This is a genomic window from Micromonospora sp. NPDC049274, assembly GCF_040678875.1.
Lineage (GTDB): Bacteria > Actinomycetota > Actinomycetes > Mycobacteriales > Micromonosporaceae > Micromonospora.
Map to the genome: position 1 here is coordinate 221,993 of NZ_JBFAQS010000005.1, position 18,939 is coordinate 240,931.

18 protein-coding genes and 1 pseudogene are annotated in these 18,939 nt (G+C 67.5%); 14 read left to right on the forward strand and 5 right to left on the reverse strand.

Features of this window, described 5'->3' with window-relative positions:
* The first annotated feature begins 108 nt into the window (after positions 1-108).
* The 5 genes from AB0K10_RS12135 to AB0K10_RS12155 all read left to right on the forward strand — a co-directional run bounded on the left by AB0K10_RS12135 (position 109) and on the right by AB0K10_RS12155 (position 5,021).
* The gene (locus AB0K10_RS12135; protein ID WP_363682557.1) at positions 109-810 is read left to right on the forward strand and encodes an HAD-IA family hydrolase; all 702 of its coding nucleotides are present in this window, start codon (positions 109-111) and stop codon (positions 808-810) included.
* 429 nt (positions 811-1,239) lie between these two features.
* On the forward strand, positions 1,240-1,419 hold the full coding sequence (locus AB0K10_RS12140) for a hypothetical protein (RefSeq protein WP_363682559.1): 180 nt from the start codon (positions 1,240-1,242) through the stop codon (positions 1,417-1,419).
* Positions 1,416-2,135 carry a DUF6338 family protein gene (locus AB0K10_RS12145; protein ID WP_363682561.1) on the forward strand — a complete coding sequence of 240 codons (720 nt, stop codon included), beginning with the start codon at positions 1,416-1,418 and terminating at the stop codon, positions 2,133-2,135. Before AB0K10_RS12140 ends, AB0K10_RS12145 begins: the two co-directional genes overlap by 4 nt.
* 20 nt (positions 2,136-2,155) lie before the next feature.
* Complete coding sequence (locus tag AB0K10_RS12150) at positions 2,156-4,027, forward strand: hypothetical protein (protein ID WP_363682563.1); 1,872 nt, start codon at positions 2,156-2,158, stop codon at positions 4,025-4,027.
* The gene (locus AB0K10_RS12155) at positions 3,933-5,021 is read left to right on the forward strand and encodes a CHAT domain-containing protein (protein WP_363682565.1); all 1,089 of its coding nucleotides are present in this window, start codon (positions 3,933-3,935) and stop codon (positions 5,019-5,021) included. Before AB0K10_RS12150 ends, AB0K10_RS12155 begins: the two co-directional genes overlap by 95 nt.
* A 263-nt stretch (positions 5,022-5,284) precedes the next feature.
* Here AB0K10_RS12155 and AB0K10_RS12160 read toward each other — a convergent pair whose 3' ends face one another.
* Positions 5,285-6,739 carry an NAD(P)/FAD-dependent oxidoreductase gene (locus AB0K10_RS12160; protein WP_363682567.1) on the reverse strand — a complete coding sequence of 485 codons (1,455 nt, stop codon included), beginning with the start codon at positions 6,737-6,739 and terminating at the stop codon, positions 5,285-5,287.
* Between AB0K10_RS12160 and AB0K10_RS12165 the strand changes: the two are divergent.
* The 3 genes and pseudogenes from AB0K10_RS12165 to AB0K10_RS12175 all read left to right on the forward strand — a co-directional run.
* A pseudogene (locus AB0K10_RS12165) lies at positions 6,704-6,784 on the forward strand (TetR family transcriptional regulator); the annotation flags it as partial. The gene AB0K10_RS12160 and the pseudogene AB0K10_RS12165 overlap by 36 nt on opposite strands.
* A gap of 12 nt (positions 6,785-6,796) precedes the next feature.
* Positions 6,797-7,270: a hypothetical protein gene (locus AB0K10_RS12170; protein WP_363682941.1), complete on the forward strand. Its 474-nt coding sequence runs from the start codon at positions 6,797-6,799 to the stop codon at positions 7,268-7,270.
* A 282-nt stretch (positions 7,271-7,552) separates the two neighbouring features.
* Positions 7,553-7,939 (forward strand): tautomerase family protein, encoded by a 387-nt coding sequence (locus AB0K10_RS12175; protein WP_363682569.1) that lies wholly within the window; start codon positions 7,553-7,555, stop codon positions 7,937-7,939.
* A 146-nt stretch (positions 7,940-8,085) separates the two neighbouring features.
* Here AB0K10_RS12175 and AB0K10_RS12180 read toward each other — a convergent pair whose 3' ends face one another.
* Positions 8,086-9,357 (reverse strand): NAD(P)/FAD-dependent oxidoreductase, encoded by a 1,272-nt coding sequence (locus AB0K10_RS12180; RefSeq protein WP_363682571.1) that lies wholly within the window; start codon positions 9,355-9,357, stop codon positions 8,086-8,088.
* 40 nt (positions 9,358-9,397) lie between these two features.
* Here AB0K10_RS12180 and AB0K10_RS12185 point away from each other — a divergent pair, with 40 nt between their 5' ends.
* On the forward strand, positions 9,398-9,910 hold the full coding sequence (locus AB0K10_RS12185) for a MarR family transcriptional regulator (protein WP_363682573.1): 513 nt from the start codon (positions 9,398-9,400) through the stop codon (positions 9,908-9,910).
* A 181-nt stretch (positions 9,911-10,091) separates the two neighbouring features.
* Here AB0K10_RS12185 and AB0K10_RS12190 read toward each other — a convergent pair whose 3' ends face one another.
* From AB0K10_RS12190 to AB0K10_RS12200, 3 genes are all read right to left on the reverse strand, one after another.
* Positions 10,092-10,976, reverse strand: coding sequence for a methyltransferase domain-containing protein (locus AB0K10_RS12190; protein WP_363682575.1), 885 nt, complete (start codon positions 10,974-10,976; stop codon positions 10,092-10,094).
* A 344-nt stretch (positions 10,977-11,320) separates the two neighbouring features.
* Positions 11,321-12,370 carry a hypothetical protein gene (locus AB0K10_RS12195; protein ID WP_363682577.1) on the reverse strand — a complete coding sequence of 350 codons (1,050 nt, stop codon included), beginning with the start codon at positions 12,368-12,370 and terminating at the stop codon, positions 11,321-11,323.
* Positions 12,367-14,874 carry a hypothetical protein gene (locus AB0K10_RS12200; RefSeq protein ID WP_363682579.1) on the reverse strand — a complete coding sequence of 836 codons (2,508 nt, stop codon included), beginning with the start codon at positions 14,872-14,874 and terminating at the stop codon, positions 12,367-12,369. Before AB0K10_RS12200 ends, AB0K10_RS12195 begins: the two co-directional genes overlap by 4 nt.
* 49 nt (positions 14,875-14,923) lie before the next feature.
* On the opposite strand from AB0K10_RS12200, the gene AB0K10_RS12205 reads away from it, so the two are divergent.
* The 5 genes from AB0K10_RS12205 to AB0K10_RS12225 all read left to right on the forward strand — a co-directional run bounded on the left by AB0K10_RS12205 (position 14,924) and on the right by AB0K10_RS12225 (position 18,906).
* A complete protein-coding gene (locus tag AB0K10_RS12205; protein WP_363682581.1) occupies positions 14,924-15,070 on the forward strand; it encodes a hypothetical protein in 147 nt (48 codons plus the stop codon).
* A gap of 169 nt (positions 15,071-15,239) precedes the next feature.
* Complete coding sequence (locus AB0K10_RS12210; protein ID WP_363682583.1) at positions 15,240-15,647, forward strand: nitroreductase family deazaflavin-dependent oxidoreductase; 408 nt, start codon at positions 15,240-15,242, stop codon at positions 15,645-15,647.
* An 844-nt stretch (positions 15,648-16,491) separates the two neighbouring features.
* Positions 16,492-17,085: a copper chaperone PCu(A)C gene (locus AB0K10_RS12215; RefSeq protein ID WP_363682585.1), complete on the forward strand. Its 594-nt coding sequence runs from the start codon at positions 16,492-16,494 to the stop codon at positions 17,083-17,085.
* A complete protein-coding gene (locus tag AB0K10_RS12220) occupies positions 17,082-18,323 on the forward strand; it encodes a Dyp-type peroxidase (RefSeq protein WP_363682587.1) in 1,242 nt (413 codons plus the stop codon). The genes AB0K10_RS12215 and AB0K10_RS12220 overlap by 4 nt, the downstream gene beginning before the upstream one ends.
* Before the next feature lie 22 nt (positions 18,324-18,345).
* Positions 18,346-18,906, forward strand: coding sequence for a copper resistance CopC family protein (locus AB0K10_RS12225; RefSeq protein ID WP_363682589.1), 561 nt, complete (start codon positions 18,346-18,348; stop codon positions 18,904-18,906).
* Positions 18,907-18,939 lie beyond the last annotated feature (33 nt).

Genomic DNA, 18,939 nt, shown 5'->3' on the forward strand with positions numbered 1-18,939 from the left:
CCGGGTGGTCGAATCTCTCGAAGCCCGCTCATGCCCAGATCGGTAGGCACCGGATGCCGGATTGATGACAGGGACGTCGTTGACCGGCGAACGGATAGACTCCCGTCGGTGAAGGCTGGCGGGCGTATTCGTGGAGTGATGTTTGACGCCGGAGGTGTCCTGACGCGACCGATCGGTGGTCGGTGGAATCCCCGGTACGACTTCGAGAGCATCGTCGAAACGCATCACCCTCAGGTGAGAGAGGGCCTGTTTCCCCAGGCCATCGAAGCCGGGCAGCGCTTCCTGGACTCAACAACCGCGACGGCGAATCGCACCGACTATCACCGGACGATGCTGGCGGTGCTCGGCATCGACCACCCATCGGAGCAACTGCTGCAGCAGCTGGAGGCTCCGGCCGCGGGGCCTACCATCGAGCCCTACCCCGACGTTCGCGTCGTCCTCGACCGGCTCAAGCTGTGGGGCGTTCGCATGTCGATCGTCTCCGACAACTGGGCCGGCTTGGAGGCGACGTTCGCCGGCCTGGACATCCAGCACTACTTCGAAGGCTTCGCGATCTCCGAGGTCCTCGGTTGCCGTAAGCCCGATCCGCGGATGTATGCCGAGGGTAGTCGCTTACTCGGCCTCGAGCGGCACGAGTGCCTGTTCATCGACGATGACCCGCAGCTCGTGGCCGCCGCCAAGGACCTCGGATATCAGGGCGTTACGCTCGATCGAGATGCGGAGCGCAGCACCGCGAGCGATGTCATCGTGTCGTTGAACGATCTCCTTCAAATGATCGAGGCAAGGCGAGTCGCCGACAGCACTTGGTGAGCCGCGTCAAGATCGAAAGCCCTGATCTGCAGCTCGCAGGGTGTCCGTGCCAACCCCGACAGGTTGACAGCCGGACAGGTACGGGCCAACCAGGACGATGACGCCGAGGGCGAGCGAGGCTAGGCGAGGCCGGCTTGGCTGCATCGGCGGCTGTACCGCCACCCTCTAATCCGTAGCTCCGGACGGTGCGACCTCACTTCGGCGTCCTCGAGCGCTGCCACCTCCGACGGGCCCTGTGTCCTGTCGTGCGGGCGCCCTCCCGACCTCCGGACACGCACCAGGGGTCGCGCCTCACGGGGCGCTGAAGTACACACACCATGCCGAGCCGACGCTCCGCCTGTCGGATCACGGACGGCTCGCCGTACAGGTGGTTGCCCGGTGATGTACTGAGGCGCTCCAACGCCGTCGAGATGCGAAGGTTCCCTCATCATGCCCATCGCAGACCCGGATGATTTCGACGTGCCCGAAGACGTTTCCCAGGAACCGTCCGCGCCGGACGGCAGCAGAACGCGGGAGGGAACCACCAAGCTCCCGAACGTGCCGATGCCGAAGGCGCGGCCGGGCCGCCCCCAGCCGTTGCCGCCGCCGGTGGACGACGCGGACCGATGACGATGCCGACCACGGTCGTCGGCGTTGTGTTCGTCCTGGTGATCTTCCTGCCTGCGCTGGCATTCTCGACCGTCCGCAGCCTGCGCTTCCCGGAGATCGCGACCAGCCAACTGAGAGAACTGAGCAGAGCGGTCACGATCGGTTTCGTGTGCGACGTCGCGGCCCTAGGCGGGTTCGTCCTCGTCAGACTCATCGCGCCGCGATCCACGCCCGATGTCACCGCCTGGGTCGTCCAGGGCGGGGCGTACGCGCGGTCCCACTTCGCCACCATTGCCGGCTGGTCGTTGGGCCTTCTGATCCTCGCGGTCGTGATCGCCGCCCTGGCCGCGCTGGTGGTGCCCCGTGGCATCACGAACCTGGGACCCGATTCGTCCTGGTGGCGCTTGTTCGAGGAGTACCGTCGCCAGAGCGGGGCCTATACGGTCCGCGTCGAGTGTGAACTGGTCAACGGAGCGTCGGTGGTCGGCACGCTCATGCACTTCTCCCACGATCCGCGCGAGACGCCCGACCGTGAGCTGGCGCTCGGACAGCCGCTGAGCTATCGGCGACCAGGCGACCGCGGACCGCGCGACATCTTGGATCATGACGTCATCGCGGTGAGCGCGCGGCAAATCGTCTTCTTCTCGGTCACCTACGTGGCGAAGGAGGCCGACGAGCCCGCTGACGACAGCGACGCCGGTTCGGCGACTTCACAGCCTGCCCACTCAGCGGGCTAGCCGGACGACAGGGCAGCGTGGTGGACCGCATCCAGATGGAAGACGAATTGGCACGTATCCAGTCCGGAGGCTTTTCACCGATGGACGAGTTCGGCCAGCTGGTGCGGTTCGCCGGTCGGCTGCGTACCAGTCAGCACCAAGACCTCGTGTGGGAGGCGCTCGTCCACGCCGGTCGGATGCGGTCGAGCATCGCTGACCCGGCCCTAACCTCGGCGTACGCGATCCAACGGTCGGCGGCCCACCGCAGGCGCGGGGACGACGACGAGGCGATCCAGTGGGCGGAGCTGGCTCACCGGACGGCGCAGCAGACGCCCGACCGCCTGCTGGAGGCCAAGGCACTCCGCTTTCTCGGTCGGGCCCTCGAGTACCGGCAGCCGCAAGCGGCTCTTGGGCACCACCTTGCTGCGTACGAGGTCGGCATGACCGACGTCAGCGCGGCGGCGACAGATCGCGTCGCGACCAACGCGCTCTGGGCTCTTCGCTACGCGTCAATTGTCGCACGTCGAATCGATGATATTGAATCTTTTGAGCACGCCCAACGGCTTGCCGGACTCATCACGCTCAGCAGCGATCGTCATCGGGAGATTCTCTGCGGCATCCGCCGGCAAAACGGCGTACGCCTGCGGAAACTCGGCCGCTACGAGGAAGCACGAGCTGTCTGCGAGCAACTGCTGCACGAGTTCGGTGACCTGCCCGCCGCCCGGCAGAGTTTGCTCGGCGATCTCGGGATTGCCACCCGGCTGGACGGCGCGGTGTCCCTGGCCCAGGAACTGGCGGTGGAAAGGCTTGCGATTGCCGACACTCTAGGCAAGGACACGCCGCGCGCGAACGCGCTGCTCGAATTGGCTCGGGTGCTCAACGAGACGGGCAACCGGAACGAGGCGAAACGCCGGGCGGAGGAGGCCGCGGAGCTATTTCAGCGCAGCGGCGGCCGAACCGGTCTGACGTGGTCGGAGGCGGCCATCGCGGACGCGGTGGAGGATCCGACCGTCGCTGCTCAGCACCTTCTTCGCGCGTACCTGCTGGCGCCGGACGACCACAGCCGCGCGGATCTGCTCCGCCGGCTCGTGATGACGTTGCCCTGTTCCCCGCTTCGTCTTGCGCTCGGCGAGCTGGCCGTCGAACACGCACGAGTAACTGCCGGCACGCGTCGATTGGGCAGGGCACTCCACGCCTACGGCGTGGCGCTCAACGAGTGCCGGGCGGAAGGACAAGACGTCGGAAACCGATCGGCTGCCGTGATTCTCGAAACTTCCTGCGAGCTGCTTCCACCAGATCGATTTCCTAATTATGGACCTCAAGCTATGGCCGCGCTGGCGCGTGCCGTGGCGGAGGAGGGCAACGATCCGGACCGTGCCCTCGAGCTCGCCATAAGCGCAGTGGCCGGATACGACCGGGCCCGCCGCAGGCTCACTGTGCCCGCAGATCGAAGCCGCATACTCGCGCTCCGGCGGTCGGACTTTCTCTACGCACTCCGACTGGCGGTCAACGTCGGCAGATTCATGGAGTCCGCGATGGTCATCGAGGCATCGCGCAGTGACCTGCTGGCTACGCTGATGCTGACCGGAGCCGACGAGCTGCCCGCCGAGATTGCCGCGATCTACCAACGGCTCACCGAGGCGGCCCCTCGCGCAGACAGCGTCGGAGGAGGGGGTGTTCGTCATTGGCGACGAAGGCGACCTGGCCGACGAGCCACCAGTGACGCCGAACCACGCCGGCAGCGCGACATCGGAAGCGGACGCCCGGACGGCCGGCGCGCTGCAGGATTTGGAGACTGCAGTCTCCCATGCCTTCCGAGTGGCCCTCGCGCCGGACCCGCTCGATGTCGGCACTCTGGCCGACCTGCGCGGTTGCCTGGCCGGAGCGCACTCCCTGCTGCTGGACGTCGATGACAGTGATCCGCGCCGCTGGGAGATCTTCTCGGTCTGGCTCGCTCCGGACGGCGGTGGTGCCACAGGCCGAGGCCGTCTTTCGGGAGCCCGGCTCCGCCAGGTCGCCGACGGGACGAGCGGCTCTTACGCGTGGACCCAACAGCAATGGGGCGAGCTGGGTGCCGCTCTGTTGCCGCCCGCGCTCCTCGATTACCTGGACAGGCCGGAGACGCCGGCCGTCATCGACCTCGTCGTGGTCGCCGTGGGCGCGTTGGCCTCGATCCCGATCGCGGCACTACCCCTGCGATCGGGTCACCTCCTGGTCGATCGCGCCCGGCTCTGCCAGACCCCCAGCCTTAGATTCCTCCAGGCGCTGGTCGACCGCGAGCGCCCCCCGCACCAGAGAACCGCTGCGGCGTACCTGGACCCGGATCTGGAGTCCACCTCGATCGAGGGAGCCGCACTGTCCGCCCTGGGCGATCCCGGGCCCGACAACCGACGCATCGACGTAGAGCGATTGCGCTCCTATGGCGACGTCTGCCGCGTGCTGGCCGCCGAAAACGGCTTGCTGTTCCTGACACTCTCCGCCCACGGCAATGGCCGCGAGGGCCTCGCGCACGCGATTGAGGTGGACGGCCAAGACTTCACGGCCGCAGCCGCTCTGCGCTTGAACTTCCCCAGCCTAGTCATCGCCGCCGCTTGCTGGTCGGCCAAGGTTCGCTCCACACCGGGCACGGAGCCGTGGGGCTTGCCGACGGTGATGCTTTCCCGCGGAAGCCGTTGGTTCGTCGGCGGGCAAGTCGCCGTCGAGGACACCGGGACGGCGGAGATCCTCGCCGCCTTCTACGCCGCAACTGCGGCGGGTCGGCCACCGAGTGAGGCTCTCCGTGACGCCCAGCTCGACTACCTGGCCCGACATGGACGCGAAGTCCCGCCCCGTCGATGGGCCGCCCTTGCGCTGATCGGCGTACCGGGGATCGTCGACCCAGTATCCGAGGATCTCGGACCAGGGTAGTCCGTTGACCTCATTGGTCGCGCGGCTAGCTCCGCCACAGAAGTGCACCCGCTGCACACGACTCGCGGCTGCCATCCGCCCGAGCGCTAAGGTCTCGGCTGACCTCGCATCCGCCCGGGACCAGGTCGTGGTCTGTCCCATTACTGAAGTGCGGAAGTCGTTGACCAGGGTGACCTCGGCACGGGGGCGTAGTGGGAGAAGTCGACGCGTACGTCGAAGCGTTGGGCGGGGGCCAGCTCGAGGTGATCGTTGGTCACGCGGGGTCATTGGCCGAGTCGGGCCGCCATCCGGCGGCGCAGCGGCGGCATGGCATTGACGGTACGCAGTGTCGTGCGGAGCGCGGTCCTGGCCAGGCGGTTGGTAGAGCTCGCCTGCCGGGCGTTGCGCAGCGACTGTCGTACCGCGGCGAAGCCGTAGTTGAGCATCTGCCGCTCGTAGTCGTGCAGAGCCGGCACCATCGCGGTCGTGCCGGCGTGGACCTCGGTGAGCTTGCCGCACAGCAGGGTGGCGTCGCGCAGTGCGGTGTTGGCGCCTATCCCCGCCATCGGTGTCATGTTGTGGATCGCGTCGCCCAGAAGGGTGACTGGTCCGGTCTCCCAGGCGTCGACGGGAGTGGCACTGCGCACTCGGATGGCGTTGATCGTCTGCGGATCGGAGCCGGTGATCACCTCCCGCAGCGCCGGTGCCCATTCGACCGTGCGGTCCAGCACGAGGCGCTGGAGGTCCGTTCCGGAGAGGGACTCGACGGCCTCGGCCGGGAAAGCCGTCGCCGCGTCCGTGTAGCCCCAGAGGAGGTAGGCAGTGGTGTTGTCGAGCAGGAACTCTTCCGGTGGAGCGATCACCTGCGGGCCGGGGTGCCACACCGCGGTGAAGAAGGATCCACGGCTCTTCGGGATCACGAGGTTGACGTCCTGGGTCAGCACTCTGGGCAGGGTGGCGTCGGCGAGGCGATGCTTGCCGGCGACCGTCACGACGCCGGTGTCGACGCGCCGCGCGTGGGGGAGTAGCTGGCGGCGGACTCGTGAGTTGGCGCCGTCGGCGCCGATGAGCACGTCGGCGGTGGCCGTGCCGCCGTCGGCGAAGTAGGCGATCACCCGCCCGTCGGCCGTGGCCTCATAGTGCGTGAACTCGTGGTCCAGCCGCACCACGTCATCCATGCCGGACAGCAGCACCTCGCGCAGGCTGATCCTGCTGACGCCATAGTGCCGGCTTTCGGGAGCACGGGCGGGCGTGATCTCCTCAGCGGTGAAGCGGAGTAGGTCGTCGAGCCGTTCGGTGGTGAAACCGAAGCCGCCGGTGTCGATCGAGACCGTGTCGAGGAAAGCCTGCCAGGTGGCGGGCGGAAGGCACGCGTGCAGCGCTCGGCTCCCGTTCGGGTTGATGTGGATGCGGTAGCCCTGCAGCCAATCGGTACGGGCCTTCGTGCGTTCGTGGACGGTCACCGACACCCCGGCGCGGCGCAGGCCCTGGGCCAGGCACAGGCCGCCGATCCCGGCACCAATGATCATGACTTCTGGCGTGTCCATGCGACGACTATCACCCAACTGCATGTCACTGTCAACCAAACAGTTGATTAGGGTAGTCGCCCGCGTGACCGTGTTACGGTGATCTTCATGGGCAAGCCTCGCCGGTCCCCAAGCGGTGAACAGCGCAAACGCGATCCCGAGCGCACCCGCGAGCGCATCCTCGACGCGGCGTTCGTCGAGTTCAGCGAACATGGGTTCGCCGGTGCCCGAACTGGTGCGATCGCCGCCCGCGCCGGGGTCAACCAGCAGTTGATCTCGTACTACTTCGACGGCAAGGACGGCCTCTACCGGGCCCTCCAGCGCAAATGGGAGACGACCAACGGCGCCGCCCGACCGGACCTGCCCTTGGCCGAGATCGTGAGCGGGTTCCTCACCCCCGGTGAGCCGCAGCGGTCGTGGGCGCGGCTGCTCGCCTGGGAGGGGCTCACCCGCGCCGAGGCACCCACCGACCCGGATGTCGATCCGGCGACCGACGCCTACTTTGCCGCGATGGTCGACGACATGCGCCGTCGGCAGCAGGCCGGCGAACTCGCCGCCGATTTGGACCCGGCGTACGTCCAGGTGCTGCTCTTCGCGGCGACACTGGCGCCGACGGTGCTGCCCCAGGTTGCCCGCCGAATGACCGGTCTCGCCGCTGACTCACCAGAGTTTCTCCACGCCTACGCCGAGCAGTTGCGTCGCGTCATCGCCCGTCTCGCCGGACAGTCGGACGCCCCCTCATAAAGCCCAAGTTGGCGCAAGCCATGCCCAAAGCGGTCCCGACCAGCCCTGTTTGATCGAACCAGGTCCGGGGAAGTGCGGTGGACCTTCGATCAACGGTTCAGGCCACGGCAAGCGCCTGGACCTCCTGACGCCTCACGTTGAGCGAAGGCTTGAGGCCGCAGAGCCGCGGCCCATCCGATGTCGATCGACATACGCCTTCATTCGGAATGTCAGCGGCTCTGCACGGACCAAGTTCTCTGCACGCTCCTCGGATGCACTTCGGCCGACAAGAGAGGGAAACTGATGCCCATCACTCGTATTGCGATTCGCGAGGGCAAGTCCGAGACGTACAAGCAGGCACTGCTCAGCCAGGTCTACGAGGCCATGCGCGAAACAGTCAAGATCAAGGACGGCGACCGCTTCATGGCCATCACGGAGCACGGTGAGAGCGCATTCGCCTATGGAGATTTCCTCGGTATTCAGCGGTCGGCTGACCTGGTGCAGATCCAAGTCTTCTGGACATCGGGCAAGTCCCCTGACGCCAAACTGGCGATGTATCGCGCGATCGTCGATCGGCTCGGCCGCGACCCGGGAGTGCGTCCGGAGGATGTGTTGATCTCGGTGGTCGATACTGGCGCCGAGAACTGGTCTTTCGGTAACGGAGAAGCTCAACTCTTCAAGGGGAAGTGAGCGTCTCGGCAATGCGGGTGGCCGGCAGCTTTCGCCGCCACCCGCTGTCGGTTGCCGGGGCCGTCCAGCCTGCGCACCGGCGCGAGGATCTCGTCCACCTTTCCTCCTGGCTGGCCGATTGGGATGCAGGTCAGAAGCCCGTTGCCTTATGGACTTAGCTGGTCGTCTATCGGTCGGTCGAAGTCGATGCGGTGGTCGTACAGCCAGGCAAACGCGCCCGGAGTGCTGAATTTCCTCATGAACAGGGGGAACGTCACGTCGCGCAGGACTCGACTCACGCCGGTGGCCGCCTTGCTGCGGTTGACCTGCTTGGCTCCCGCCAGCACCTTGCTGACTCGGTCGACGCGCAACCGTTGGTAGTCGTGGAACGCCGCAGGCGGATCGTCTCGATCTCGCAGACAGCGGGCCAGTTGCACGGCGTCCTCGAAGGCCATCGACGCGCCTTGCCCCGAGCTGGCTGAGCTCACGTGCGCGGCGTCACCGATCAGGACGACGCGTCCGCGGTGCCACCGCTCCGGTGCATGCATGTCGTGCATGGGAAACCACGTGTAGTCCGGCGGTGTCGCGCGGATGAGCCGCGCGGCCGGCGACCTGTCCTCGGCGAAGGCTTGCAGCAATCGCTCTTGCCACTGCGAGCCGGAAGTCGCGGCTAGGTCGGTTGCGGTGGGTTCGTCGGCCCAGGGCAGATTGGCGAACCACCAGACGCTGCCGTCCGGACTGGCCATGGAGGCGAAGAACGCCCGCCTGCCAAAGACCATATTCATCACACCGGGATCGGACTGCGGCGCGACCTCGCGGGTGATCCCGCCCGTGCCGATGAGCCCGACGTATCGGGGTCGTGGTGCGTGCGGGGCGACAAAGTGCCGGGTCGTCGAGCGGATGCCGTCGGCGCCGATGAGCAGGTCGCCGACAGCTTCCGTGCCGTCGGTGAAAACTGCGGCGACCTGGTCACCGCGTTGTCCGATGTGGGCCAGGCGCTTGCCGTGGTGGATGGGCACGCCACGGCGGAGGGCCTCCTCCCGCAACGCGGCGTACAGGTCGTAGCGTCCGATGACGATGGGGAGTGTTCCGTCGGGCAGTGGAGTGCCGGTGTGTCCTTCGCCAAGGCGTCTGCCGTTGCCGAGCCACATGATGCCGCGGGGTACGGGGAATCCGGCGTCGCGGACGACGGTGTGCGCGTCGAGGGTGCGCAACGCGTCGAGACCGTTGAGGGAGATGCCCATGCTGGCACCCACGTCGTGAGCCGTGGTGGCGTACGCCTCGTAGACGGTGGCGTCGATTCCGATTTTTTGGAGTGCGATGGCGGCGGTGGGACCCGCGACACCGCCGCCGATGATCAGTGCGTGAGCCATGCCCTCTCGTTCCTGTTCTAGGCTTTCGACGCGGTTGTCATCCCGCTCAGGAAGTAACTTCTTCAAGAAGTAACTTCTTCAGGAAGCTATCCGGAGAGAGGTGAGCATGTCAACGGGGCACGAGGCGCTCGTCGCGGCTGCCTGGGTGGAGATCCCGCAGTTCGTCAGTGCCACCGCGCTGTTCCAGTCGGCGGTCGCCGACCAGCTCGGCGTACCGGTCAACGACCTGCACTGCCTCAACCTCGTCAGCGCGGGTCTTGCCGTCACACCCACTCAGCTCGCCGAACGGATGGGCATGACCACCGGCGCGATGAGCAAGATGCTCGACCGGATGGAGGCGCAGCGCCTCGTCCGTCGCGAGCATGATCCGCACGACCGCCGCCGGATCACCGTGCACGCCAGGCCCGACCGGACCGAGGAACTGTCCGCGCTCTACCAGCCGATGGCCGCGTACCTGACCGAGCGCATCGCCGGGTTCACCGACGACCAGCTGCGCCTGCTGACCGACTTCGCCCGCACCGGCCGCGAAGTGGCGCTGCACGAGGCCACCCGGCTCCGCGAGGGCGGCAAGCCACATTCCACGCGGAATCGCCGGCGGTCGGATGGTCTACCGGACTGAACGCGCGACGTGTCGCAGATTTCGATCAGCAGACCTGGAGCGAACACCGCTCCGCTGAACGGCGTCGGTTCTGGATCCGCCATGCCGGAGTCGATGGGGATTCCGGCAGCCGAGCCTCGGATCCCCCTTCCGGACACGCGTGTCCGGTGCGTCGGTGAGCGCCGGGTGGCGCGGTAGGTCCTCAGCGGTTCCTGTGCGGACGCCGTGCGCGAAAAAACGCGGTGGCCATCGTGCGCCGCGTTGGCGTGCCGGCCGCGGCCAGGGCGGTCATGTATGTGTCGAGACGTTCGCGTTCATCGTGGGTCAGGGCAACGGCGATCGCTTCGCCGTACGTGGGGACCAAGGGGTTGGGCGCCACGCGCTTGAGTGTTTCCCAGTCCTCGATGGGATCGGCGGGCACGTCGACCTGGGCGTGGTAGTCCAGTTCCACAGCCTCGAAGCCGGCGGTAACCGCCCAGTCGACGATGTCACGCTCGTCGAAGTCCATCATCGGTCGCATGGTTTCCTCGGTGGTGCCCCGGTAGACGTCGCGCACCTTGGCGATCAGGTCGTGCACGGGCGCGGTGCCCACCCCGAACAGATCGTCGGGTCGAAGCCGCATCGCGAAGCTGTTGATGGGCTCGAACAGGGAAATCCGTCCGCCCGGCCGCAGGACTCGGAAGAACTCCGCGAAGGCGGCGGCCTTGCGATCGGAGTAAATGAGCACCGACCGAGTGGTCACGACGTCGACAGAGGCGTCGGCGATTCCGGCGAGATCATCGGCGGACGCGACGACAAAGCTACACCGCGGGTCGTCCCTCGCGGTGCGCCGGCACTCGTCGAGCACATCGAGTGAGACATCGCTGAAAATGACATGACCGTCCGGGCCGAGTCGACCCAGGGCGCCGAACCCGATCAGTCCCGTCCCGCAGCCCACGTCGAGGACCACGTCGTCGGCGGCCAGGTCAGCTCCCGCAAGGACGCCGTCACGGAACGCCGCCAGATCTCGGGCGTTGCGGGCGCACAAGCCCGCGCTGTTGCCGTCCCGGCGGGTCAAGAGCCACTGTGCCCACTTGTCCGGTGCCACCGGTTCACCGTAGCCCGGACGCTCACGGACATTCGTGTACCGGCGTGCTTCCCGATGGACCGATGCGGCTGCGGGAGCCAGTGCGGGCGCCACCAAGGTACTGGCCGGAAGTTCACGACCGGTCAGCGGTCAGCCTCGGGTGCGAGTCCGGTTCGGGGAAGCAGGTTGAGAGCAGCGGGTTGCCCTGAACGGCCTTGAACTGCGTGAACGCGTCGGCTACCGGGCTACCGTGCTGCTGGTTGGCACCGGACCGGCAGATGAATGGTGCTCGGGTCGAGGGCCCTGGCGGGCGCTATGCCGTCGACCGGGTGTGGTGGCCGCACATGGTGGTGCCATCACCGTGGCTAGGTGGTTGACCGGGGTGGATCGAGCGTCTGTAGCAGGGAGGTGGCGTCCCGCATCGCCACCAGCAAGTCAAGGGAGTTCGAGCGTAGGAGAGTCACCGGATAGGCTCCGTAGGCGTCGGCGTGTGCCGCGACGGTGATGAATTGGGCGCTCGCGGCGACGGTCCGCAGCACACTGCTGGCGAATGCAGTGGCCATCGCCGGCGGACGGTTGGCCGGTCGCCCGAGCACCGATACGAACGGCTGATGCCAGTCGCGATCCAGCGGTTCGGGCAGGCGCAGGGCCGTCGCCAGATTAGCGCCGACGCGGCCCAGCGCCTCGGGCGGCGTCCGCTGAACAATCTTCCAGAGTCGCGCGACCACGGTGGTGCCCTTCCCGGCGTCGGGGCGGAACGCTTGCCTGTTGCGTACGGCGGCACGGGAGCGGCGGGACCGGGACAGGAAGGCGCCGAAGTCGTACCCGTCGTCGAAACGCACCCGCTCCCAGAAGGCGTCGGCAGCCGCGGGCTCCGCGGCGTGGACGCAGGTGAGCCGTTCAAACAGCGCTTCGTCCAGTCTGAACAACCCGCTGCTGATCTCGGGGACCGCGGACTCGCTGCAGTCGATCGCCGCACCGCCGGTCCACGTGAGGTCCCGCAGGTAGACGGAAACGACGGTGCCGCCCACACGAGGGAACCACCCCGGCATCACGGCCGGCGACGCCAACTGCGGCACCGCCGGTACGCGGCGGGTCAGCAGCACGACTGCCACCACGGGTGCGTACTCGGGCAGGGCGCCCAGCACCTTCTCGAACTCGTCGCGGTGCTTGTCGATCAGGTCGACGAACTCCGCCTGCACGGCATTTGGGTTGTCGAAGACGACCTCGCGGACGACGAGGACCACCACGGGGCTGCCGGCGAGCAGCCTGCGCAGCTCGTCCGCGTACGTGCCCCGGTCGCCACGGACCTCGTACCAGTAACCGGCGACCGGCGACTCCTCGGTATCGAGGCGGTCCGCCACGACCTGGGCCAGCCGGTGCGGGGACATGTGCTCGTCGATGTACGCGGTCATGTAACTCCTCCCTGCGCGACAGCGGCGATCCGGCCGAGCAGCCGGATGCGTGGCCAGACGTGCTGGTCGTCGTAGGCGAGGAAGTTGCTGTCGCTGGACGTGGCCAGCAGCCGCCCGGCGTCGATCCCGTCCGACACCTGCGCGGCGATCTCTTCGAAGTCCTTCCGCGTGCAGCGGAGGCTCTCCGGTGAGGACCGTGCCACCGCGCGTAGTACGGCGTAGACCTCGTGCAGCCACGGCGACCGCTGGCGTCCGGCCTCGCTGAGCGCCTCACGGGCGGCCTCGTGGAAGATGCCGTAGTCCCGGTTGAGGCTCACCGCGGCGGGCCGCAGCCGGGTCGCGGCGAATTGGTCGAAGTCGTCTCGCGTGAGTTCGAGCTTGTTGACGGGCCGCTTCTCCTCGATGAGCCAGTCGACGAGCCCCGACAATATCGACACGGTGAGGTACGGGTGGCCGGCGGTCTCGCGGTAAACGGCGTCGACGAAGGACGCGTCCGGGTTCACCGGATTGGTGAGCACCTTCCGGATGAGCTGTGCGAACTCTTCCCGGGGCTCTCCCTGCTTGTGGTCGAACAGGGGGAAGGAGTCCTGCTGCACGTAGGGGCTGAGCTGGTTCTGATCCATCAGAATGTAGTGGGCGTTGGGCTGCTGCCCCAGAAAGATGATGAGGTTCTCCCGGGAGAACTCGACCATCTGGTTGAGAAGGGGCTGCACGACGAAGTAACGCAGGTCGTTGTCCCGCCGCAGGGACGCGCTGAGCGCACCGAAGAGCGTTTCGTACTCGTCGAGGACGAAGACCGTGCGGTCGGAGATCGCCTGGCCGTCACCGCACCGCCGGATGAGATCCCTGAAGAATGTTTCCGGCAACCAGCCGCCAGCAGTCAGGGCGGCCTGCACCTGCTTGTAGAACATGTTGTCGTTGGGGGTTTCGCCCGTCGTGTCACAGGTCTGCTTGACAACGGTCACCTGACCCGTGGTCGTGTCGGCGTCGAGCCGTGCTCCAGCAGTCGTCTTGCCGCTGCGCCGCACGCTGCACCAGAGGCGGACGCCGCTGCGGCTCTCGAATGTGCGGAACAGATCCCGCACCGTCTGACGGTGGACGATGTAGTAGGGCAGGAGGTTGGGGTTGTCCCGCGGGAAAGCCCTGGCGACGTTGTGGCCCAAGGGCTGCCGGCGCGACGACGCGGTGCCCTGGTGGTAGGCCCTGGCGATCAGCGGTGCCCTGATCGCGTCACGGATACTCGGCACCTTCGACAGGTCCGCCTCGGCGGGCACGACAATCTGCTGTAGCCGCGGGTCGTCCTGCACGCGGTGTGCGGGGCCGGTGCTGATCGGGACCACCGCGACCGTGACGCCCCGGCGGGCGGCTTCCAGCAGATCCGGCTGTCGCACGTACCGATCGCCGAGATAGCACTCAAGCTCGATCAGCTGAGGGTACGGGGACAGCGCCGAGGGTCTGAGCCAGATGTTCATCAGCCCGGCATCCGACCGAAGCTGGGAGAGTGCGGGCAGGGGCATGTGCTCCCTGCCCTCACCAAGCGATTCGATCGCCTCCACAAGCGGCGTGAGGTAGAACATCAGGCCGCGCGCGAAGTCGTTGTGCTCGATGAACCCCAGCAGCGCGTCCAGGTCGTCGGGGGTGGAGAAGGCGAGCGTGTGCGCCCACGACCGCGGGTAGCGGGCGAGCACGCCACCGCCGGTGACCGTGCCGAAGTCGAGCTGCATGTAGCCAGTCAGGATTGCCGAGAGCATGGTGGACGTGAGCGCCCGCAGCCTCGTCGCCCGCCTGGTGTCCACCGCACTCGGCAGCCGGGCCGAGTAGAACTCGATCGGCAGGTCGAGAAAACTCTGCAGACCCTTGAGCGACTTGTCGACCGCGTACTGCTCGGTCTCCCCCTGATTGATCTGGTGGCGTCTGCCCTTTTCGAAGATTTCCGCCGAGTGGGCCGCGAGCGCCTCGTGGATCTTTTCCAGCACCTGCGGATAGCGCACATAGCTCGCGAGTGTGTCCAGGAACCAGTCGAAGTCCTCGGACAGCCAGTCGCGGTAGAGGGTGTGCCACTGGAAGATGTGCTTCTCGCTGAGCTCGTTGAGAGCCTCCTCGAGGTCCGCCATCCGTTCGTCCACCTCTGCCTGCGTGACCGGTTGCTTCACGGGGCGGGCGGTCGGAATCTGGGATGCCGGAGTGCCTGGAGTGTTCCGCCGAAACACGGTCGCCGGTGTAGGCGCCGCCGGACGTGGAGGGATTCCCGGCTTCGGCGCGGTGAGCTTCTTTTCCAGGTGCAACAGGAGGCGGTCCCGGCGCTTGCGGAGAAACGCCCCGATCGTGTGCCGGAAGGCGGGCTCGAGTGCCCTGAGTTCGTCTTGCTGGAGGCTGTCCATCATCGCGCTCACGCGCTCTTCGGAGGGGCCGGGCTGGGAAATCGCTACAGCGGCGATCTCACTGAGGGCGGATTGCACCTGCGAGGCGATCTCAGTCTCAGCCGCGAGCTTTTCACCCGACACGCTGATGAGGCTATCCTTTGGCGCAGTCCGCCGGAAATGGCCCTCATGGATGGGCACCGCCGCCGATATGGGGATTGCGGTGGACGATGCCGGCCTCGGCGGCGAGCCCGAGACCGGCGACAACGCCGATGCCCAGCTGTATCTCGAGGATGCGGAGGGCACCGCACCGCGACCGTGCGACTATGAGCCACCATGAGCGCCGACGCTTGGAGCATGCTCGACGGCAGGGCTGAGCGAGCGAGGCGTTCGTTGGCGGAGACCACGGCGGCATTTGCTGTGAGTGCACGTGAGTCCCCTGTGTCACACCTCGGCTGAGACTGTCAGAATCGCTACCGAAGGTCGGTTCGCGGAGGCGAGGAGACGGCATGAGTGACTGGAACGACAAGATCATCGACGAGTTTCGTGCCAACGGTGGGCAGGTCGGCGGTCAGTTCGCTGGCGCGCCGCTGCTCCTGTTGCACACGGTCGGCGCCAAGAGCGGCGAGCCTCGCGTGCACCCGATGATGTACCAGAAGGTGGACGGCGGCTACGCCGTGTTCGCGTCCAAGGGCGGTGCGCCCACCAATCCCGACTGGTACCACAACCTGCTCGCGCACCCGCAGGCCCACGCGGAGATCGGCACGGACAAGGTCGAGTTGGTCGCCCGAGTTGCCACCGGGACCGAGCGGGAACGGATCTGGAGCGCGCAGAAGGCCGCGTATCCAGGCTTCGCCGACTACGAGCGGAAGACCACCCGCCAGATCCCAGTCGTCGTACTGGAACCCGCACCGTAGGCGGAGACGACACAACCCCGCTGCGGCTGGTGGAAGCTCACTCCTCGGTACGCGCTGTGGATCCAGGTAGCCGTGCGTCACCCCCTTGGGCGCGACCATGCAATGCTCGACGTCCGATCGGGCATGTCAGGCCGTCAGGCATGCGCCGAGACGTGCCAGAGGTGAAGTGCTCGGTAGCGAAGTGGCTGGGAGAGTTGCCGCGAGTCCTTCATGTCGGCCAGTAGTCCCCAAGCCGCACGGGCGAACCGGACGAGAGCGGGAAGCGGTGTGTCGGCAACGGGCACGTCAGGCGATGCCGCACTGACGTCGATCGGGGTCCACTCCAGCAGCGGCAGCAACCACCAGCCGGTCGCCGGCAGGATAGACCAATCCGTCGGCAGCGCCCTCGCCGAACAGTCTGTCATCCCCTGCTAAGGCGCGACATCACGCAGCAACCGTACGAACCTTCCCTCACGGTATTGGTCCCCGAGGATTCGCCGGCGGCCGGTGCGGCGTGACTTCTCAGTGAAACGCGACGTGGGTGAGGTAGCGCTGCTCGCAGGATGGCTGACACCGGCCGGCATCTCGGGTCACCTCACGCCGCGGCGGCACCGAAGAGGTCCACGTCCGCTCTGCGGAGCTATCAAGGTCCAGCTTCTGGTTGCTAGTCGGTTGCACCGGGCTCCATCCCAGCGGGGCCGGGCACGGGTCCACGGCCGGTCAGCAGCGTGACCGGCGGAAACGCCCCGCCGCTTCGCCGAACCTCCGTCCGGCAGCCGCGATCGGGCCATTATCCGCCAGCCCGGAACTTCCGCCCCACGGCGACCGACCAACGAAGCAGCAACAACCATCGGAGGAAGAATTCATGGCTACCATCAGCTCGCGCCGACGCTCGGCCATTGCACTCGCCACCGCCGCTGCGCTCGTGGCGGTCGGCGCGGCCGGGTGTGGGTCATCCGACTCGCCGGCGTCCGCGCAGCCAAACCCGTCGGCATCGCCGAGCGCCGCCGCTGGTGTGGTCACGATTCGTGACCCGTGGGTCAAGGCGGCCGACAAGGGCATGACGGCAGCTTTCGGGACCCTGGTCAACGACGGGGACACCGATGTCACGGTGACTGGTGCCACGACCTCGCTGTCGTCGATGGAGCTGCACGAGATGGCCATGAAGGACGGCAAGATGGTCATGCGGCAGAAGCAGGGCGGCATTGTGATCAAGGCCAGGAGCACGCACGCGTTAGAGCCCGGTGGCGACCACCTCATGCTGATGAACCTCACCAAGCCCGTCCAGGCCGGCGACGAGTTGACCTTTACCCTGACCTTCGCCGACGGCAAGACTCAGCAGTTCCGCGCCGTGGCCAAGCCGTTCACCGGCGCGCAGGAGAGCTACGCCCCCGGGCATGGCGAGCCCATGCCCGGGATGAGCGCCACGCCGGGGATGAGCATGAGCCCGGCATCGTGACCGGGACTTCACCGGTCCGGCCGGTGAGCAGGCGTGGCCTGCTCACCGGCGGTGCTCTCGCCGTGGGGGGAGCCGTGACCGGCGGTGCCGCGGCCGCCATGACACGTACCGGCGGGTCCGCGCGATCGGACGTGGTCGCTGCCGACACGACGCCGGTGGCGGCCGTCGGCGGCCTCATCGAGCCGTTCCACGGCACCCGGCAGGCCGGGGTGGCCACCGAACCACAGGCGTACGCGTCGTTCGTGGCACTGACCCTGCGCGGCCACACGGATCGGGCAGCGATGGGTCGGATGTTGCGGCTGCTCACCGACGACGCGGCCCGGCTCACCCAGGGCCAACCCGCGTTGGCCGACACCGAGGCCGAACTCGGGCTGCTGCCGGCACGGCTGACCGTGACCTTCGGCTTCGGCCCCGGTCTCTACAGTGCCGCCGGGGTCGACGACCGGCGGCCGGTGTCGGTCACCGAACTGCCCTCGTTTCGCATCGACCGGCTCCAGCCAGCCTGGTGCGGCGGTGACCTGCTGCTCCAAATCTGCGCCGATGACGCGATCACGGTGGCGCACGCCCAACGCGTCCTGATCAAGGACAGCCGACCCTTCGCCACGGTGCGGTGGGCCCAGCAGGGCTTCCGGCGCAGCCCCGGTGTCGAGCCGGGCGGCCATACCCAACGCAACCTGTTCGGTCAGCTCGACGGCACCGCCAATCCCCGCCCCGGCGCACCCATGGACACCGCGCTCTGGGTCCCGGACGGCCCGGCGTGGCTGCGCGACAGCACCACCCTCGTCGTACGGCGGATCAGCATGAATCTGGAAACCTGGGACCTGCTCGGCCGGCCCGACCGCGAAATCGCCGTCGGGCGGCGGCTCGACACCGGCGCCCCGCTGACCGGCACGGCCGAACGCGACGAACCTGACTTCGCCGCCACCGGCCCGGACGGCCTCACCATCATCCCCGACTTCTCTCACCTGACCCGCGCGCACGTCACTGACGACCGGCTGAAGATCCTGCGCCGGCCGTACAACTACGACGGGGCGCCGACGGCGGAGGGTCACGCCGACAGCGGGTTGATCTTCACCTCGTACCAGGCCGACATTGCCCGGCAGTATCTGCCCATCCAACGCCGGCTGGCCGAGCGGGACCTGCTCAACGAGTGGACCACTCCGATCGGGTCCGCCGTCTTCGCCATCCCTCCCGGTTGCCAGCCGGGGGGATGGGTCGGCGAGCAGGTGCTCGGATGATCACGCCAACCGGAGTTTCGTCATGACCGTACCGTCGTCCCGCCCCACCGCCCTCCGGCTCGGCTCGGCGGTCCTCGCCGTCCTCGTGGCGGTGCTCATTCCGGTCAGCCCGGCCTGGGCGCACAACACGCTTCGATCCTCGGCGCCGGTCCAGGAGTCGACCCTGTCCAGCGCCCCTACCGAGATCGTGCTCGAGTTCGTTGAGCGGCTCGACCCCCCGTTCACCACCATCGTTCTCACCGACGCCGCCAGGCGGAAGATCCCCACAGGTGACCCGGTGGTCGGCGGGGCAAAGGGCTCGGTCCAGGTGACCGAGGCTCTGCCCAACGGCACCTACACCGTCGCCTACCGCGTCGTCTCCACTGACGGGCACCCGGTGCAGGGGTCGTACCCCTTCACGGTGGCCGACCCCAATTCCAGCGCCCCGCCAATCGTCAGCACGACGACCGACGAGCCGTCCGCCGTCGCGTCGGTGCAGGACGACGATGGCCCGGGCGCTGGTGTCCTCGTCGCCGGCGGCGCGCTGGCCATCGTCGTCGTGGCGGTTGCTGGGCTGCTCTGGTGGCGAGCGAACCGTCGATGAGCCGGCCGCTCTCGCGGTCGCGCCACCTCACCA

Coding starts and splice junctions, on each gene's coding strand:
- AB0K10_RS12225 (WP_363682589.1), top strand. CDS start 18,346: ATGACCGTACCGTCGTCCCGCCCCACCGCCCTCCGGCTCGGCTCGGCG.
- AB0K10_RS12185 (WP_363682573.1), top strand. CDS start 9,398: ATGTCAACGGGGCACGAGGCGCTCGTCGCGGCTGCCTGGGTGGAGATC.
- AB0K10_RS12140 (WP_363682559.1), top strand. CDS start 1,240: ATGCCCATCGCAGACCCGGATGATTTCGACGTGCCCGAAGACGTTTCC.
- AB0K10_RS12175 (WP_363682569.1), top strand. CDS start 7,553: ATGCCCATCACTCGTATTGCGATTCGCGAGGGCAAGTCCGAGACGTAC.
- AB0K10_RS12160 (WP_363682567.1), bottom strand. CDS start 6,739: ATGTTCGCTGAACTCGACGAACGCCGCGTCGAGGATGCGCTCGCGGGT.
- AB0K10_RS12195 (WP_363682577.1), bottom strand. CDS start 12,370: ATGACCGCGTACATCGACGAGCACATGTCCCCGCACCGGCTGGCCCAG.
- AB0K10_RS12215 (WP_363682585.1), top strand. CDS start 16,492: ATGGCTACCATCAGCTCGCGCCGACGCTCGGCCATTGCACTCGCCACC.
- AB0K10_RS12210 (WP_363682583.1), top strand. CDS start 15,240: ATGAGTGACTGGAACGACAAGATCATCGACGAGTTTCGTGCCAACGGT.
- AB0K10_RS12205 (WP_363682581.1), top strand. CDS start 14,924: ATGGGCACCGCCGCCGATATGGGGATTGCGGTGGACGATGCCGGCCTC.
- AB0K10_RS12145 (WP_363682561.1), top strand. CDS start 1,416: ATGACGATGCCGACCACGGTCGTCGGCGTTGTGTTCGTCCTGGTGATC.